The 15,782-nt window shown below is 55.5% G+C and carries 14 protein-coding genes; 7 read left to right on the plus strand and 7 right to left on the minus strand.

From position 1 onward, the window contains the following. The first annotated feature begins 428 nt into the window (after positions 1-428). The 3 genes from RAC60_RS02325 to RAC60_RS02335 all read left to right on the plus strand — a co-directional run bounded on the left by RAC60_RS02325 (position 429) and on the right by RAC60_RS02335 (position 2,800). A complete protein-coding gene (locus RAC60_RS02325; protein ID WP_044241999.1) occupies positions 429-1,106 on the plus strand; it encodes an ATP-binding cassette domain-containing protein in 678 nt (225 codons plus the stop codon). After that, positions 1,084-1,854, plus strand: coding sequence for an iron efflux ABC transporter permease subunit FetB (gene fetB, locus RAC60_RS02330; RefSeq protein ID WP_058709169.1), 771 nt, complete (start codon positions 1,084-1,086; stop codon positions 1,852-1,854). Before RAC60_RS02325 ends, fetB begins: the two co-directional genes overlap by 23 nt. Positions 1,855-2,182: 328 nt before the next feature. Beyond that, positions 2,183-2,800 (plus strand): undecaprenyl-diphosphatase, encoded by a 618-nt coding sequence (locus RAC60_RS02335; protein ID WP_375092513.1) that lies wholly within the window; start codon positions 2,183-2,185, stop codon positions 2,798-2,800. Here the strand turns inward: RAC60_RS02335 and RAC60_RS02340 are convergent, their stop codons facing one another. Continuing rightward, positions 2,801-2,962: a hypothetical protein gene (locus RAC60_RS02340; RefSeq protein WP_172912446.1), complete on the minus strand. Its 162-nt coding sequence runs from the start codon at positions 2,960-2,962 to the stop codon at positions 2,801-2,803. Between the two features lie 194 nt (positions 2,963-3,156). Between RAC60_RS02340 and tus the strand changes: the two genes are divergently transcribed. Continuing rightward, positions 3,157-4,059 carry a DNA replication terminus site-binding protein gene (tus, locus tag RAC60_RS02345; RefSeq protein ID WP_039341588.1) on the plus strand — a complete coding sequence of 301 codons (903 nt, stop codon included), beginning with the start codon at positions 3,157-3,159 and terminating at the stop codon, positions 4,057-4,059. Positions 4,060-4,093: 34 nt separating this feature from the next. On the opposite strand, the gene fumC is transcribed toward tus, so the two are convergent. Further along, positions 4,094-5,491, minus strand: a complete 1,398-nt coding sequence (gene fumC, locus RAC60_RS02350) for a class II fumarate hydratase (protein ID WP_006119076.1) — start codon at positions 5,489-5,491, stop codon at positions 4,094-4,096. A gap of 191 nt (positions 5,492-5,682) precedes the next feature. Here fumC and manA point away from each other — a divergent pair, with 191 nt between their 5' ends. The 3 genes from manA to add all read left to right on the plus strand — a co-directional run bounded on the left by manA (position 5,683) and on the right by add (position 9,702). Beyond that, positions 5,683-6,858 carry a mannose-6-phosphate isomerase gene (gene manA / locus RAC60_RS02355; RefSeq protein ID WP_054633837.1) on the plus strand — a complete coding sequence of 392 codons (1,176 nt, stop codon included), beginning with the start codon at positions 5,683-5,685 and terminating at the stop codon, positions 6,856-6,858. A 121-nt stretch (positions 6,859-6,979) separates the two neighbouring features. Beyond that, on the plus strand, positions 6,980-8,479 hold the full coding sequence (locus tag RAC60_RS02360) for a YdgA family protein (protein ID WP_375092514.1): 1,500 nt from the start codon (positions 6,980-6,982) through the stop codon (positions 8,477-8,479). 227 nt (positions 8,480-8,706) lie between these two features. Beyond that, positions 8,707-9,702 (plus strand): adenosine deaminase, encoded by a 996-nt coding sequence (gene add, locus RAC60_RS02365; RefSeq protein WP_058709172.1) that lies wholly within the window; start codon positions 8,707-8,709, stop codon positions 9,700-9,702. A gap of 48 nt (positions 9,703-9,750) precedes the next feature. Here add and RAC60_RS02370 read toward each other — a convergent pair whose 3' ends face one another. From RAC60_RS02370 to RAC60_RS02390, 5 genes are all read right to left on the minus strand, one after another. Beyond that, positions 9,751-10,791 carry an oxidoreductase gene (locus RAC60_RS02370; RefSeq protein WP_110267539.1) on the minus strand — a complete coding sequence of 347 codons (1,041 nt, stop codon included), beginning with the start codon at positions 10,789-10,791 and terminating at the stop codon, positions 9,751-9,753. A 78-nt stretch (positions 10,792-10,869) separates the two neighbouring features. Further along, the gene (araC, locus tag RAC60_RS02375; protein ID WP_006119067.1) at positions 10,870-11,787 is read right to left on the minus strand and encodes an arabinose operon transcriptional regulator AraC; all 918 of its coding nucleotides are present in this window, start codon (positions 11,785-11,787) and stop codon (positions 10,870-10,872) included. Positions 11,788-11,859: 72 nt separating this feature from the next. Beyond that, positions 11,860-12,846, minus strand: coding sequence for an L-arabinose ABC transporter permease AraH (gene araH, locus RAC60_RS02380; RefSeq protein ID WP_033741305.1), 987 nt, complete (start codon positions 12,844-12,846; stop codon positions 11,860-11,862). A gap of 12 nt (positions 12,847-12,858) precedes the next feature. Then, complete coding sequence (araG, locus tag RAC60_RS02385; RefSeq protein WP_033741304.1) at positions 12,859-14,379, minus strand: L-arabinose ABC transporter ATP-binding protein AraG; 1,521 nt, start codon at positions 14,377-14,379, stop codon at positions 12,859-12,861. A 118-nt stretch (positions 14,380-14,497) separates the two neighbouring features. Beyond that, a complete protein-coding gene (locus RAC60_RS02390) occupies positions 14,498-15,481 on the minus strand; it encodes an arabinose ABC transporter substrate-binding protein (RefSeq protein WP_006119064.1) in 984 nt (327 codons plus the stop codon). Positions 15,482-15,782: the final 301 nt, after the last annotated feature.

Below are 15,782 nucleotides of genomic sequence, written 5' to 3' on the forward strand. Positions count from 1 at the left end.
CGCTTTTTTACGCGCCCCAACGGTCCGGTTACCCGCACGCCCCAGCGGGATTTCTTCTCCCTGTGGTGGTAGAGCACACGCAGCTAAGGCGATAAGGACATTCAAAATGTGCTGTTGCCCTGCCGCACAGTTAATCGCCCGGCAGGGTGTGAAAAAATCAGCAATCAAAATGAAAAAGGCATGTCCCGCTCAGGCCTGAGCCGAAGCGGGACGCGCGGCGTGATGTCGTTGCCCGTCTGAACCGGCTTGTGCGTTCCGTTAGCACCGGTGGTGAATTCGGCTATTCTGACTCATGACCTGACAGGACACGGCATAAACAGGAAGATGCCAGGCCGGGCTGGAAAGCCACGCAAGGAGTAAAAGGCTGAATGCACCGCCTTTCAGATATCGACGAACCGGACTTATTAACCCCTATCCAGGAAGCAACGATGGCCCCTTCTCTGCCCCTGCTCGATGCGCAGGATGTCACCTTTTCACACGGCGGCAGACAGCTATTGCAGCCGGTCTCTTTACAGCTGTCGCCGGGCGACGTTGTCGTGCTCACCGGTGCCTCCGGCAGTGGCAAAAGTACCTTCCTGAAGATCCTTGCCTCTCTGTTAACGCCAACGACCGGAGAGATCCGCTTTCAGGGCCGCGATATCGCCACGCTCAGGGCCGAGGAATACCGTCAGCAGGTATCGTACTGTTTTCAGACGCCACAGCTTTTCGGTCAGACGGTTTATGACAACCTTGCCCTGCCCTGGCAACTTCGCCGCCAGACGCCGCCACAGGCAAAACTTAAGGCGGCGCTGGAGAGTGTTAATCTCTCGCCGGATATGCTGAATGCTGCGATTGAGCCCCTCTCTGGCGGCGAAAAGCAGCGCATTGGGCTGCTGCGCCATCTGCAGTTTGTGCCAGCCGTGCTGTTACTTGACGAAGTGACCAGCGCGCTTGATGAAGAAAACAGCCTGACGGTACAGTCGCTGATCAGGCGGCTTGTCGCAGAACACCCGATGGCCGTCGTCTGGATAAGTCACGATGTTAACGACATACAGCAGGCAGAGCATGTGCTTCGCCTCACGTCACCTGACAGGGAGAAGATGAATGCATCAGACAACAATAAGTGACAACTCGCTACTGCTGTCGCTGGTTCTGGTCCTGATTGCGTTGCTTATCAGCCAGAAAGAGAAGCTTGGCATGAGCAAAGATATTCTGTGGAGCGTCAGCCGTGCGATCGTTCAACTGGCCATCGTAGGCTATGTCCTCAAGTCGGTCTTTGATGTGAATAACGGCGGGCTGACCGTGCTGATGGTGCTGTTTATCTGCGTCAATGCGGCGCTTAATGCCCGTAAGCGCAGCCGTAACATCGGTAATGCCTTTGTGATTTCGTTCGTTGCGATCGCGAGTGGCACCGCCATTACGCTGACCATTCTGGTCATGAGCGGTGCAATCGCCTTTCTGCCTATGCAGGTCATTCCGGTTTCCGGCATGATTGCCGGCAATGCCATGGTTGCTGTGGGGCTGTGTTACAGCAACCTGAACCAGCGCTTCAGCGACAATGCCCAAAAAATTCAGGAGATGCTGAGCCTTGGCGCGCCAGTCAAACTGGCCTCGCAGCGAATCCTTGCCGACAGCATTCGCGCCGCGATGATCCCCACCGTTGATGCCGCCAAAACTGTTGGTCTGGTGAGTTTACCCGGCATGATGTCCGGGCTGATCTTTGCGGGTGTTGACCCGCTTAAGGCGATTAAATACCAGATTATGGTTACGTTTATGCTGCTTGGCACAGCCAGTTTATCGACCATCATCGCCGTCTATTTGTCGTATCGTCGTTTTTTCACGGCCCGATCGCAGTTGAAAGTCTTAGCGAAGTGATGTTTCAGGCACCACGTCACGTTACCGACGCGGTGTGTTCTTCACTCATGGGTGGGGTTAACGGTCAGGCACTGACTGAACGAGATCCCCCCTGTTTGTGAGGGAGAAAATGCGCGTTGCCGCTGACATATCATGCCCGCCTGAGGATACCCTGCGCTTACCGCTGTGGTGTTTATGGCAGCCGCAAGGCGGGCCTCTTTCTTGAGAACGTGTTTCCACTCATTCAGCGGGCTGAACAGATGAACGCGGCGAATGACGATTAAGGTTTTATTAATCTTGCGCGGGGAAAATGGCCCTTGTCCTCTCTTACCACAGAGCCCACGCGCTGATGAATACTTTGCTGGAAACCTATAATCAGGATCTGTTCCTTATCATTAATGCCCTTCCCGGCACGCCCGGCTGGCTCATCGATTTTGCGACATTCAGCGCAGAGTATCTGATCTTTCTGCTGCCGCTTATGCTGCTGATTTACTGGTTTACAGGTGGGCGCGCAGAACGCGAAACCGCCCTGTTTGCCATCGTAACGGCCATCACAGGGCTGACACTGAATTTTCTCTGTTCAGCATTCTATTTTCATCCGCGCCCTTTTATGATTCGGCTGGGTCATCTGTGGATCGATCACGCTGCGGATACGTCATTTCCCAGCGACCACGGCACGCTGTTTTTCAGTATCACGCTGGCATTATGGGCCAGGGGTAACTGGGGCTCCGGTGGCATTCTCACGCTCGTCTCACTGCTGGTTGCCTGGTCACGCATCTTTCTCGGGGTTCACTTCCCACTGGATATGGCAGGTGCGCTCGGTGTGGCGGCCGTAGCCATGATCATCGTAACCCTGTTCTGGCGCAAAAAAGGCGAAACGCTGCTGTCATGTTGCGAAGCCGTATCAATATGTTTATTCAGCCTGCTCCCGGAACGGATTTATCAGTTGTTCAGCCGACATTCGTAATCATGCGCCGCTTAACCCCGGTGCCTGAAGGCGGCGAGAGCGCCCGCCAGGCACCGAATAACCTTTTTTGGTTTTGTCACCGTCGGTGACCAGCCGCTTCCCGCCGGTTCTGTCTACGCTGGTGACGATGGTAATGCACCCTGTCCCGCGTGGAGCTGTCACTCGCTTTTTTCTGGTGGGCCCCATCGCACCCTGTGCTATCTTCGCCCTGCTTATGCCACAGACCGCACCATTTCAGAAAGCCTGTTTAGTATGTTGTAACTATAAAGACGTTTGCAGCAGCGCGATCTTTCTGCCACATTGAGCATGTTGTAACTACAGGAGAGACTGCGGTGCGTTATGATTTAGTCACAGATATGCAGCAGTGCGTCAAGGATCTCGAAGAAGCCCTGGGAGCATTACGGCAGCAGATTGAGGCGCAGCCGCTGTTAATCGCCCGGGTCTTCAGTCTGCCCCCGATTGAAAAAGGGCATGAACACGATGCGATTACTCAGATTGCCGTGGAGCAGCACCTGGGCACAGAGGCGCGGGAGCGGGCGCTCAACCACTATTGCCGTCTGTTCATGCAGCACCAGTCAGAAAAGCTCAGCACTAAAGCCGCCGTGCGCCTGCCGGGTGCGCTCTGCATCGAATGCAGCGAGCAGGACGCGCAGCAGCTTACCGCGTTTATCAACAGCATCAACCAGTTGAAAGCCCGTCTTGAGCACATGATCACCGTGGAGTCCGGTCTGCCTTCCGAAGCCCGGTTCGAATTTGTGCATCAGCATTTGCGTGGCTTAATTACCCTGAATGCTTACCGGACCATCACCGCCCTTCCCGCGCCAGAGAGTGTGCGCTTTGGCTGGGCAAACAAGCAGGTCATTAAGAACGTTAAACGGGACGAGATCATCGCCCAACTGGAAAAGAGTCTGAAGGCTGGCCGTGCCCAGGCTCCCTGGACACGCGAGCAGTGGGCGGAAAAAGTGCAGCAGGAACTGGCGGATGTACGCGCCTTGCCCGCATCCGCGCGCCTGAAGATTAAACGTCCGGTGAAAGTGCAGCCGGTTGCGCGCATCTGGCGTGCGGAAGAGAAAAAGCAAACGCAGCTTGCCTGCCCGTCACCGATTCTTGTGCTGTGCCGGGATCGCACCCAGGTGCCAAAGTTAGGTGAGCTGCTGAATTACGATGCAGAGGCGATTACGCATCGCTATAAACCCGCCGCAGAACCCCTGCATTTGCTGATCCCACGCCTGCATCTCTGGGTGGACTGCCCGGTGTGATATCAGGGCCTGTGCAGGCCCTGACAGACCTCACTTACGACTTCATGCTGCCTACCATGTCTTCCGGACGCACCCAAGCATCAAACTCCGCTTCCGTCAGATAGCCCAGCTTCAGCGCCGAAGCTTTCAGCGTTAAGCCTTGTTTATGGGCCTGTTTGGCAATTTCAGCGGCCTTGTCATAACCGATGTGCGTATTCAGCGCGGTGACCAGCATCAGCGACTCGTTGAGCAACTGATCAATACGCTCACGCACCGGTTCGATACCGACAGCGCAGTGGTGATTGAAACTGTCCATCCCATCCGCCAGTAAACGAACGGACTGCAGGAAGTTATGGATAATCATCGGACGATAAACGTTCAGTTCAAAGTTGCCTGATGCGCCCCCCATGTTAATCGCCACGTCATTACCCATGACCTGACAGCACAACATTGTCATCGCTTCACACTGGGTGGGGTTAACCTTGCCCGGCATGATGGAGCTGCCGGGTTCGTTTTCCGGGATAGCAATTTCGCCGATACCACAGCGCGGACCGGATGACAGCCAGCGGACATCATTAGCAATCTTCATCAGTGAAGCCGCCAGGCCTTTCAGCGCACCGTGTGCATGCACCAGCGCGTCGCAGGTGGCCAGGGCTTCAAACTTATTAGGGGCGGTCACAAACGGCTGCTCTGTCAGTTCCGCCAGGGCTTTCGCCACACGCACGGCATATTCAGGATGGGTATTCAGGCCGGTTCCCACCGCGGTGCCGCCCAGCGCCAGCTCGGCCAGATGCGGAATGCTCTGCTCAATATGTTTAAGGTTGTGCTCCAGCATGGCGACCCAGCCGGAGATCTCCTGACCAAGCGTGAGCGGCGTGGCGTCCTGCAGATGGGTACGGCCAATTTTAACGATGTCTTTAAAGGCGTCAGATTTGGCACGCAGGGTTTGCTTCAGAACGTTCAGTTGGGGAATCAGGTGCTCACGTACCGCAATGACCGCCGCAACGTGCATCGCCGTCGGGAAGACATCGTTTGAACTCTGGCTTTTATTAACGTCATCGTTGGGATGCACCAGGCGGGACATGCCGCGCTCACCGCCCAACAGCTCACTCGCACGGTTGGCCAACACTTCATTCATGTTCATGTTGGTCTGGGTGCCGGAGCCGGTCTGCCAGATCGCCAGCGGGAATTCATCGCTGTGTTTATCCGCCAGCACTTCATCAGCGGCCTGAATAATCGCCTCCGCCCGCTCCGCAGGCAGTAAGCCTAAATCCCGGTTAACGCTGGCGGCCGCGCGTTTGGTCATCGCCAGCGCGTGCACCAGCGCCACCGGCATCTTCTCTGTTGAGATACGGAAATGCTCCAGGGAGCGCTGTGTCTGTGCGCCCCAAAGTTTATCAGCCGGTACATCAATTGGCCCCATTGAATCTTTTTCAACGCGATTGGCTGCCATGACTTTCTCCTTTCACCGTTTTAAATAAACCCTTTGTTCACGCGCGGGTGTTCGCTACGCATGAAGCAGATAAACTCATACAAATTTTTAACATCATCCGAGCTTAGCATCCTTCTTGCGCTGGATATGTATTTTCCATGCCAGTTTCTGCTTTAATAAGCGCAATATTCCCATGCCAGAAAGGCAGTGAAATGAAAAAGATGAGTAATGCGGTGCAATATTATGCCTGGGGGAGCAAGACGGCATTAACCTCCCTGTATGGCATCGCCAATCCTGAAGACTTACCGATGGCGGAACTGTGGATGGGGGCGCATCCCAAAAGCCCGTCCGCCGTTGACGTTGAGGGGCAATCCCGCTCGTTACGCGATGTCATCGCGGCCCATCCGTCGCAGATGCTGGGTGACGCCGTGGCAAAACGCTTTGGCGAACTGCCCTTTTTATTTAAAGTGCTGTGTGCCGATCAGCCGCTCTCAATTCAGGTGCACCCCAGCAAATCCGCCGCCGAAGAGGGGTTTGCGCGTGAAAATGCCGCCTCTGTTCCGCTCAGTTCGCCAGAGCGTAACTATAAAGATGCCAACCATAAACCGGAGCTGGTGTACGCCTTAACGCCGTTTAAAGCCATCAATGGGTTTCGCGAGCGCAACGAGATGGTGACACTGCTCACCCCAGTGGCGGACGCGCATCCTGAGATCGCGCATTTCCTGCGCCAGCCCAGCCCCGACAACCTGGCGCAACTGTTTTCAACCCTGCTGTCGCTTCAACAGGACGAAAAAGCGCAGGCGTTAACCGTACTGAAAAACGTCGTCAGTCAGCAGACAGGCGAACCCTGGCAAACCATTCATGAGATTGCGGAATACTATCCGGATGACAGCGGGTTATTCTCGCCGCTGCTGCTCAATGTGATTACTCTGCAGCCCGGACAGGCGATGTTCCTGTTTGCGGAAACGCCGCATGCTTATCTGCATGGCGTGGCGCTGGAGGTCATGGCCAACTCCGATAACGTTTTGCGCGCTGGCCTGACGCCAAAATATATTGATATTCCGGAACTGATGGCCAACCTCAAATTTGACGAAAAGCCGGCCAGCCAGCTTCTTACACAACCGGAGATACAGCAGGATGGCGAGTATTTTCCCATTCCGGTAGACGACTTTGCTTTCTCCATTCATACGGTGAATGCGCAGCCGCTTACCCTGCATCAGGAAAGCGCGGCACTGCTGTTTTGTATTGAAGGTGAGGCCACCGTCACCAATCGCCAGCAGCAACTGGTGCTAAAACCCGGCGAGTCCTGTTTCGTGGCCGCCACCGATGCGCCAGTGTCACTCACCGGCCAGGGTCGGGTGGCGCGCGTGTATAACACGTTTAACTGAGACGGCTGACGCCATTGCGCTTAACTGCTATTATTTCAAACTATTAGCTAAAATGCCTGCGGGCGCTTCTTCACCCGCTGTCTGTGACACGGGTGAAATCAAGGATAAGGACGATTCAGCAATGAAAAAGACTCAAGTTGCCGTTGGTGTGGTAGTCGCTCTGGGCGTAGTCTGGACAGGCGCGGCGTGGTTTACCGGCAAAAAGCTGGAAAGCAATATGGATCAAATGATTCAAAATGCTAACGCTCAGTTAACCACCCTGGCGCCCAACAGTCGTCTGAAAGTCAGCTATCAGGATTATCAACGCGGCATTTTCAGCAGCAAAATGAATGTGGTTATCCAGGCCAGCTCTCAGACCGAAGATAATCCTCTGCTCAAGCCCGGCCAGAGCATCATCCTGAACGAGCAGATCGACCACGGCCCGTTCCCCTTCGCACAGCTGAAAAAAGCCAACCTGATCCCCAGCATGGCGTCCGTGCATACCACGCTGACCAATACCGATGCGGTCAAAAAGCTGTTTGAACTGACCAACAACCAGTCGTTTATCAACGCCGAAACGCGTGTGGGTTACAGCGGCAGCACCGACACCGCAATAAAAATTCTGCCCATCGATTATCAAAATGCGCAAACAGCGCAACGCTTAGCCACCAGCGGCGGCACGCTGAATATCAGCGCAGACAACAAAGGCGATAAAGTGGGCCTGGACAGTGACATCGACAGCATTGCCATCACCACCAAAAATCAGGTCGATCAGCCGGTGATGTTTACGCTGAACGGCCTGAAGCTGAAAGCGGATACGCATCTCACCAACGAAGGCGTACGCATTGGCGATCAGTCCATCAGCGTGGATAAAGTGGCCGCCGCAGTCAGCGGTCAGGACGCGGTTATTCTTAACAAGATGGTCGGTAATTCCTCTTTTGATAATCAGTCCGGCAAAATCAATGGCGACATTAATTACAAAATTGACGGCGTTGAGGTGCAGAAGCAGAACCTGGGTCAGTTCGCATTAAAAATGAAGCTGTCACAGTTTGATGCGCAAAGCGTTAAAACCTTCTCGGATAACTATAACGCTCAGCTGACCACCCTGATGAACCAGCCTGGCGTGGAAGACGATCCGGTGCGTTTCCAGAACGGTGTGCGCGCGATCCTGCTGAACAATTTGCCGACCCTGCTGAAAGGGGCCCCGTCCATCAGCATCGCACCACTGAGCTGGAAGAACGATAAAGGCGAGAGCACCTTCAACCTGAACGCCCACTTTAACGATCCGTCCACGGTGACAGGCGAACCGCAGACGCTGGCGGCATCCGTTGATCGCGTGCTGAAAACGCTGGATCTGAAGCTGTCTGTCAACATGCCGATGGCGACGGAAACCATGCGCCATATTGGCCTGGCTGAAGGTTATCAGGCTGACGACGCGCAGAAACTGGCCGATCAGCAGGTTAAAGGGCTGGCAGCGATGGGCCAGATGTTCCGTCTGACACAAACGCAGGACAACAACATCGTCACCAGCCTGCAGTATGCCAACGGTCAGGTGAACATGAACGGCGATAAGATGTCGCTGGAGCAGTTCATGTCACGCTATATGCTTGGCGTCCCGACAAACGAAGGCATGCCGCAATAAGGTTAACCTTTTCGATCAAGGCGGCCCTGGCCGCCTTTTTTACGTCACTGCATCGCCCGCTTTTCTCTCCCGATTCGCTCTCACCAGGCGGCCTGCGCCGCGTTCCCGTTTATAAAGTGAACAGTTAACCCCTGCCTTTCACACTTGTTGCGCAAATCACTGGCGTTGTTGCGCAAGATATTTTTATAATGCTCTGCACTTTACAGATATCCAGACGAGTGCACTCCATGATTGATTCAACGCTTCCCCTTACCGACATTCACCGCCACCTTGATGGCAACATCCGTGCACAAACCATCCTTGATTTAGGCCGCCAGTTTAACCTGACCTTACCGGCGGATACGCTGGACACCCTGCGTCCGCATGTTCAGGTCACCGAAACGCAACCGGATCTGGTCAGCTTTCTGCAAAAGCTGGACTGGGGCGTGAAAGTGCTGGGCGATCTTGACGCCTGTCAGCGTATCGCGCGTGAGAACGTCGAGGATGCCGCCCGCGCCGGGATTCACTATGCCGAGCTGCGCTTTTCACCCGGCTATATGGCGATGACCCACCATCTGCCGATTGCCGGTGTGGTTGAGGCGGTGATTGATGGCGTAAAGGCCGGCTGCCAGCAGCATGATATCACCGTGCGCTTAACGGGCATCATGAGCCGGACTTTTGGCGAACAGGCCTGTCTGGATGAACTGAACGGCTTCCTCGCCCATCGCGACCATATTACCGCCGTGGATTTGGCCGGGGATGAACTCGGTGCGCCGGGTCACCGTTTTCTGAGCCACTTCCGTCGCGCCCGGGATGCCGGTTTTCACATTACCGTGCATGCCGGTGAAGCCGCAGGCCCGGAAAGTATCTGGCAGGCGATTCGTGATCTGGGCGCTGAACGCATCGGTCATGGTGTGAAGGCTATTGAAGATCGCGCGCTGATGGACTATCTGGCGGAAAACGGTATTGGTATCGAATCCTGCCTGACCTCCAATATCCAGACCAGCACCGTCGCCTCGCTGGCGCAGCATCCGCTGAAAACGTTCCTGGAGCATGGCGTGCTGGCGACCATCAACACCGACGATCCCGCCGTACAGGGCATTGAGCTGGCCCATGAGTACCTGCATGCCGCCCCGGCTGCGGGACTGAGCCAGGCGCAAATGCGTCAGGCACAGGACAACGGCCTGACTATCGCGTTTTTAAGCGCGGCAGAAAAAGCCGCCATCCGGGCGAAAGTGCAGTAAGCATAAAAAAGGCCGCGTTATTCGCGGCCTTTTTAGCGCTGAAAGCGCTTATTTCAGCGACATCGTCTGGCGTTTTTCCGCCGACTGGAGCCCCAGCTCAATCAGTTCCATGACCTGAATGGCTTCTTCCGCCGTCACCGGATTCGCCCCGCGCCCGGAAATGGCATCACGAATTGCAGCGTAATAGGCGGGATAGTTGCCCGGCTGTGTCAGGATGGTTTTTTCATTCAGCGCGTCGCCCTCCACCTGGGTCAGCGTACCGTCACGCATGTCATAACCCCAGTTCTCGCCCGGCGGGAAATCCCCCGCTTTCAGCCGATCTTCCTGCGGGTCCAGACCGTATTTGACGTAACTGCCGCGCGTACCGTGCACGGTATAGCGTGCGGATTCGGCCGCCACCAGCATGCTGGCGTGCAGCACCACCCGGCGCTGTGGATAGGTCAGCGTCGCATGAAAATAGTCGGTGGTCTGGGCACCCGGCCGCATTTCCGCCAGATCAACGTTAATCGCCACCGGCGGGCCAAACAGCTGTAGCGCCTGATCCAGCAGGTGCGGTCCCAGATCGTACCAGATGCCGCTGCCCGCCCCTTTCATCTCGCGCCAACGCTGCCGTACTTCCAGACGGAAACGGTCAAAGTGCGATTCAAAATAACGCACCTCACCCAGCTCACCCGCTGCCAGTAAGCCTTTCAGCGTCAGGAAATCACTGTCCCAACGGCGGTTATGGAATACGGATAACAGCAGCCCTTTGGCTTTAGCTAAGGCATCCAGCTCGCGCGCCTGTGACAACGTCACGGTGAACGGTTTGTCCACCACGACGTGCTTGCCTGCGTTGAGTGCGGCTTTAGCCAGAGGGAAGTGCGTATCATTCGGTGTAGGGATAACAATCAGATCTAACGTAGGATCGTCGAACAGGGCCTGGGGCTCGGCGACGACCTGCACGGCGGGCCAGTCGGCATGGACTTTGCTGGCATCGCTGCTGGAGATGGCAGCCAGTTCAACCTCCGGCGTGCCCGCGATCAGGGGCGCGTGGAAGGTTTTGCTGGCAAAGCCATAGCCGATGAGTCCTACTCGCAGTTTCTCGCTCATTCCTTTTCCTCATTAATCGCTAACCAGACTGATTTAAGACTAATAGTCGGGTCAGGACAAGGAGGATTCCCCTTAAAATCAGGAGACTGAGCGCCGTGCACCGTTCCAGGCGCTCTGACTGGCCAGATTATCGTGTACGTCCTGATTGCGGCGGCGGAAATCACTCGGGCTGACGCCGACGCGCTTACGGAAGACGCGCGAAAAATAGAGCTGATCGTCGTAGCCCACTTCACGCCCAATGCTCGCGATGGGTTCCTGCGTGGTTTGCAGCAGCAACTTAGCGCGAATGACGCGCTGATCTTCCCGCCAGCGAAGCAGGTTCACGCCCATTTGCTCGCGGAACAGGTGCGCCAGCCGCGAAGGTGACAGACACACATGGCGCGCCACTTCCTCGATTTTGACCTCGCTGGCAAGATGATTATTCACATACTGGCAGGCTTCGATGATACGGGGATCGCGGATTTGCTGATGGTTACGTGGATCTTCTTCCACCGCCCGTAACAACAGCCGTTCCAGCAAATTCATTGCCAGTTCTTCGGCAAAACGACGCGATGAGTTGTGGGTTTGTTCAATGGTGGCAAACAGGCGATCAAATTCGCCCCGCAGTGACTCCGGTAAGCGCAGCCGACCAACGCCTTCCTGTTCATCCTGCCAGCGCAGCCAGTCATGCCAGTACGCGCGCGGACGAAAATAGACCCAGCGGTGAAACCACTGCGGACTGTCGGGCGCCCGACCATAATAGTGAGCCGTTTTTGGCTGGAACAGCAGCATTTCACCCGGTTCACAGTCAAAGGCCTTTTCGCCGTCGAACACCCGCCCTTTACCTTTAATGGTCAGGTTGAGAATATAGCCCTTCATGCCGTGTGGGCGATCAATAAAGAAATCCAGCGGACCATCCGCGGTGATCGGGGTTAATCCCGCCACCAGCCAGGCATTAAACGCGTATCCGGGCAGCAAAGGGTTCTGCTGCTCTGCCGGTAATTCACGGTGATACATACTGTCCTCACTTCGTCGTTGATTGATCACGCGCGGACACCTTTCGCGTCCGCGGGAAGGTTTCACGCCAAATCAGACTTTATTCTTTTGTTTGTAGCGGTCGAATATCACCGCTGCCAACAGTATCAAACCCCGCACAACATACTGTGAGAATGGCGAGATATTTAATAAATTCATCGCATTCTCAACGGTGCCCAGAATCAGTACCCCGGCGATCACATAGGAGATTTTGCCGATGCCGCCCTTCAGTGACACGCCGCCCAGTACGCAGGCCGAGATGACCACCAGTTCATAACCAATTGAGGTCATGGGCTGACCGCTGGTCATACGTGACGCCAGGATGATGCCCGCCGCCGCAGAAACCAGGCCAGAGAGAATAAAGATAATGATGCGGGTACGCACAACCGGCACGCCCGCCAGCCGTGCAGCCTCTTCATTCCCGCCAATCGCCAGCGTGTTGCGGCCAAAGGTGGTTTTGTTCAACAGGAAGGCGAAGATCACCATGGTACCCAGCGTGATCCAGATGGGCGCAGGCACGCCCAGCCAGTTGGCGAAGCCCAGTACGAAGAAGCGCTCGTCTTCGATGCCTACCGCTTTACCGTCCGAGAAGATATAGGCCAGACCGCGCACAATCTGCATGGTCGCCAGCGTGGTAATCAGGGCGTTGATTTTCAGTCGGGCGATAACAAACCCATTGATAAATCCGGTGATGACACCGAGTAACAGCCCGGCCGCCACCCCCAGCCAGAGGCTCTCGCTCATATTGATCACCACGGCGGTGACCACGCCCGCGCAGGCAATCACCGAGGCCACCGACAGGTCAAAATCGCCGGAGGCCAGGCAGAACAGCATACCGCAGGCCACCATGCCGGACATCGACATGGCCAGCCCCAGGCCTTTCATGTTGATAAAGGAGCCAAAGTTAGGGACAAAAACCGCACAGGCGATGAACAGCAGGGCAAACACCACCAGCATGCCAAAGTTGTCCCAGACGCGCCCAAAATGCACACCCCGGCGAGGGGCGGCTGGCGGCGTATTTGATGTCGTGGAAGAAGTCACGGTACTCTCCTGTCAGGCCACGGCGGCCGCATGTGTCGTTTTAGGCATGGCCAGGCTCAGCGTCAGCTGCTCTGTGGCCTCGTCATGCAGTAATTCCCCGGCGACCGCCCCTTCGCGCATCACGATAATGCGGTCGGCCAGGCCCATCACTTCCGGGAGATCGCTGGAGGCAAACAGCACCGCAATGCCGTTGTTCGCCAGCTGGTAAATCAGGTTATAAATTTCGTGTTTAGCCCCGACATCAATGCCGCGGGTAGGCTCGTCCAGCAAAATCACCTTGATCTCCTCGGACAACCAGCGGCCAAGAATGGCTTTTTGCTGGTTACCGCCGGACAGGTTCATGATCAACTGGTCAGCGCTGGGCGTTTTGATTTTGAGGGAACGGATATGGCTGTCGGCATTCTTTACCTCCCAGCCGTTTTTGATCAGGCAACCGGCGGTGAGGTTATGACGGCGGGCGCTGATGTTGATGTTGTCGCGCACCGAATGCACCGGAATAATGCCTTCGGCTTTGCGATCTTCAGGGCACAGCATCACGCCCGCCCGAATCGCATCAATTGGCGCCGTCACGTTAAGGGGTTCCCCGTCCAGCAGAATGCGGCCACCGCGCAGGCGCGTGGCGCCAAACAGCCCTTTCAGCAGTTCGGTGCGTCCCGCGCCCACCAGGCCAAACAGGCCGACAATTTCCCCGGCATGCACATTCAGCGAGATTGGCGCTCTGACGCCCTTCGCCTCCACGTCCTGTAGCGCCAGCCGTACCGGGCCTTTTTCCCGCGGCGCGTAGCCGTAGATATCACCCAGATTACGTCCGACCATCGCCTGTACCAGATCGTCGTGATGCGTATTGGCCATGTCCGTAAAGGTGCGCACATAGCGTCCGTCTTTAAACACGGTGATGGCGTCACTGAGGGCAAAAATCTCTTCCATACGGTGCGAGACATACAGCACCACGCGCCCTTCCGCGCGCAACTGGCGGATCACCCGAAACAAATTGTCGATTTCGCGTGCGGACAGCGAGCTGGTTGGCTCATCAAAGGCAATGATGCGCGCGTTACGGGCCAGCGCTTTGGCAATCTCAACCATCTGCCACTGGCCCAGCGACAGGTATTTCAGCGGCATGTCCGGATCGATATCCATACCTAAATTTTTCAGTTGCAGCCCGGCTTCGTAACGCAGCAGCTTGCGGTTTACCAGGCCATGTTTATGCGGCAACTGGCCCAGATAGATATTCTCCGCCACGCTCATTTCGGGCACTAAATGCAGTTCCTGGTAGATAATGGCGACACCCGCATCCAGCGCATCCGTGGTGTGCTGGAAATTCATCGGCTTGCCTTTGATGCGAATCTCGCCGCCACTGGGCAGATAGCTGCCGCTGAGGATTTTAAGCAGTGTCGATTTACCGGCACCGTTTTCCCCCATCAGCGCGTGCACCTGACCGCCATGGCATTCAAATGAAATATCCTGCAGCGCTTTCACGCCGGGAAAAGTTTTACTGATGCCATGAAACGACAGAAAGGCTGAATCAGTGTTCATGGTGTCTCCAATAAATGGCTGTGAGGAATCGGGGCACCTGACGCTCAGGCTGAATACCGTCGCGGTGTTCAGCCCTGCTTTCCTGATGACCCGATGGTGTTATCCGTACTGCCTGTTATTACATCAACCCTTTCTTCGCCAGCTCGGTTTTGAAGTTGTCACGCGTAATCAACACGACGTCTGTCACTTCGGTGAATTTCGGTGGCTCCTGTCCTTTGCTTACCCAGTTGTAGAGCATCTGGCTGCTCTTATAGCCATGGATGTCCGGACTTGGCAGCAGTGAGCCATAGAAGCCGGTCGCGTTGGCTTTTGACAGTTCGCTGACGGCGTCGACGCCGTTGATACCGATACCGATCACGTCAGCGGCTTTAAAGCCCTGACCTTCGGTCGCACGCACGCCGCCCAGCACGGTGTTGTCGTTCATACCGACAATCAGCCAGTGCTTCACTTCAGGGTGCTGAACCAGCAGGGAGTTACCGGCATCAAATGCGCCGGGGATGTCATTCGATTTGGTCGGGACCTGATAGATCTGTTTTTCCGGGAAGCCGGCCGCTTTCAGGGCATCCATCGAACCACCGGTACGACGACGCGCGGTATCCAGTTCGTTAGCGGTGATCGCCATCACGGCGGTGTCTTTGACATCCCAGCCGCGTTTCTGCATTTCTTTATACAGTTCCTGTCCCTGACGTTCGCCAATTTTGGTCGCGGCCATCATGACCAGCGGTACACTGTCCATCGGCTTGCCTTTGGCGTTCACAAACTGATCGTCCACGGCGATCACCTTCAGGCCATAACCGCGCGCCTTTGCCATGATGGCGGAGCCGAGTTTGGGATCCGGTGTGCAGATCACGAAGCCTTTTGCGCCATTCGCGGCCAGGCTGTCGATAGCGTTAAGGGTTTTTTCGCCGTCCGGAACGGCAATTTTGATCACCTCAAAGCCCAGGTCTTTACCGGCTTTATCCGCAAATTTCCATTCGGTCTGGAACCAGGGTTCTTCCGGCTGCTTCACCAGAAAACCCAGCTTCATGGTCTCGGCGATAGCTGATTGTGACATAACCGCTGCCAGCCCGATGGCTGCCAGCGCTTTAGTGAATTTATGCATGATGCTCTCCGGCGCTAGTGGTTTTATCGCTGTTAAATACGAATCGGTGTAAACGCTACCAGTTCACTCTCTTTTGTAGGTACAGATGTAAATCAGCACGTTAGCGGGAGCCATGTGGGTAGCCTGCTTAAACGCTGGCCTAGTTTTAGCGGGAATGAAGAAGAAAAATGTAGAGCGGTATCACATCTTAAAATCACGACAGAATGATCCATATATTCAGCAAATTTAACCGTCTGTTAACTTTTGCAATGGATCACAAATTCACTGCGTGTGGCAGAAAAGTGCATATTCTCAGCCAGCC

The organism is Pantoea sp. BR_17 (assembly GCF_041955125.1).
GTDB classification, from domain to species: Bacteria; Pseudomonadota; Gammaproteobacteria; order Enterobacterales; family Enterobacteriaceae; genus Pantoea; species Pantoea stewartii.

What these genes read in the sequence shown, in the direction of transcription:
- RAC60_RS02325 (WP_044241999.1), top strand. Translation starts at nt 429, where the DNA reads ATGGCCCCTTCTCTGCCCCTGCTCGATGCGCAGGATGTCACCTTTTCA.
- araG (WP_033741304.1), bottom strand. Translation starts at nt 14,379, where the DNA reads ATGAACACTGATTCAGCCTTTCTGTCGTTTCATGGCATCAGTAAAACT.
- RAC60_RS02390 (WP_006119064.1), bottom strand. Translation starts at nt 15,481, where the DNA reads ATGCATAAATTCACTAAAGCGCTGGCAGCCATCGGGCTGGCAGCGGTT.
- manA (WP_054633837.1), top strand. Translation starts at nt 5,683, where the DNA reads ATGAAAAAGATGAGTAATGCGGTGCAATATTATGCCTGGGGGAGCAAG.
- fetB (WP_058709169.1), top strand. Translation starts at nt 1,084, where the DNA reads ATGCATCAGACAACAATAAGTGACAACTCGCTACTGCTGTCGCTGGTT.
- add (WP_058709172.1), top strand. Translation starts at nt 8,707, where the DNA reads ATGATTGATTCAACGCTTCCCCTTACCGACATTCACCGCCACCTTGAT.
- RAC60_RS02370 (WP_110267539.1), bottom strand. Translation starts at nt 10,791, where the DNA reads ATGAGCGAGAAACTGCGAGTAGGACTCATCGGCTATGGCTTTGCCAGC.
- RAC60_RS02360 (WP_375092514.1), top strand. Translation starts at nt 6,980, where the DNA reads ATGAAAAAGACTCAAGTTGCCGTTGGTGTGGTAGTCGCTCTGGGCGTA.
- fumC (WP_006119076.1), bottom strand. Translation starts at nt 5,491, where the DNA reads ATGGCAGCCAATCGCGTTGAAAAAGATTCAATGGGGCCAATTGATGTA.
- tus (WP_039341588.1), top strand. Translation starts at nt 3,157, where the DNA reads ATGCAGCAGTGCGTCAAGGATCTCGAAGAAGCCCTGGGAGCATTACGG.
- araC (WP_006119067.1), bottom strand. Translation starts at nt 11,787, where the DNA reads ATGTATCACCGTGAATTACCGGCAGAGCAGCAGAACCCTTTGCTGCCC.
- RAC60_RS02335 (WP_375092513.1), top strand. Translation starts at nt 2,183, where the DNA reads ATGAATACTTTGCTGGAAACCTATAATCAGGATCTGTTCCTTATCATT.